Below are 241 nucleotides of genomic sequence, written 5' to 3' on the forward strand. Positions count from 1 at the left end.
GTCTTTCTGGAAACCATAATACAGAATAATCTCAAAATTTTATAATAAAGACGATGAAAAATAAGAACTTATTTCTTTTTATATTACTCACTTGGGGTAATATAATGATTTTTGCCCAAGACTGTAGTATTAATGCCGGTGGAAATGCAACAATTTGTGGTACCTCATATTCATTACAGGGTAGTGTTGCAGGGAGCAGAACGAGTACTCCCACCTGGACGTTGGTATCAAAACCATCAGG

1 protein-coding gene is annotated in these 241 nt (G+C 35.7%); it reads left to right on the top strand.

The window, feature by feature from the left end:
- Positions 1–53: 53 nt before the first annotated feature.
- The coding region (locus tag SB689_RS24050; RefSeq protein ID WP_410694537.1) for a hypothetical protein at positions 54–241 on the top strand (188 nt) is incomplete at its 3' end.

This window comes from Chryseobacterium sp. SIMBA_038, from assembly GCF_046535115.1.
Classification (GTDB): domain Bacteria; phylum Bacteroidota; class Bacteroidia; order Flavobacteriales; family Weeksellaceae; genus Chryseobacterium.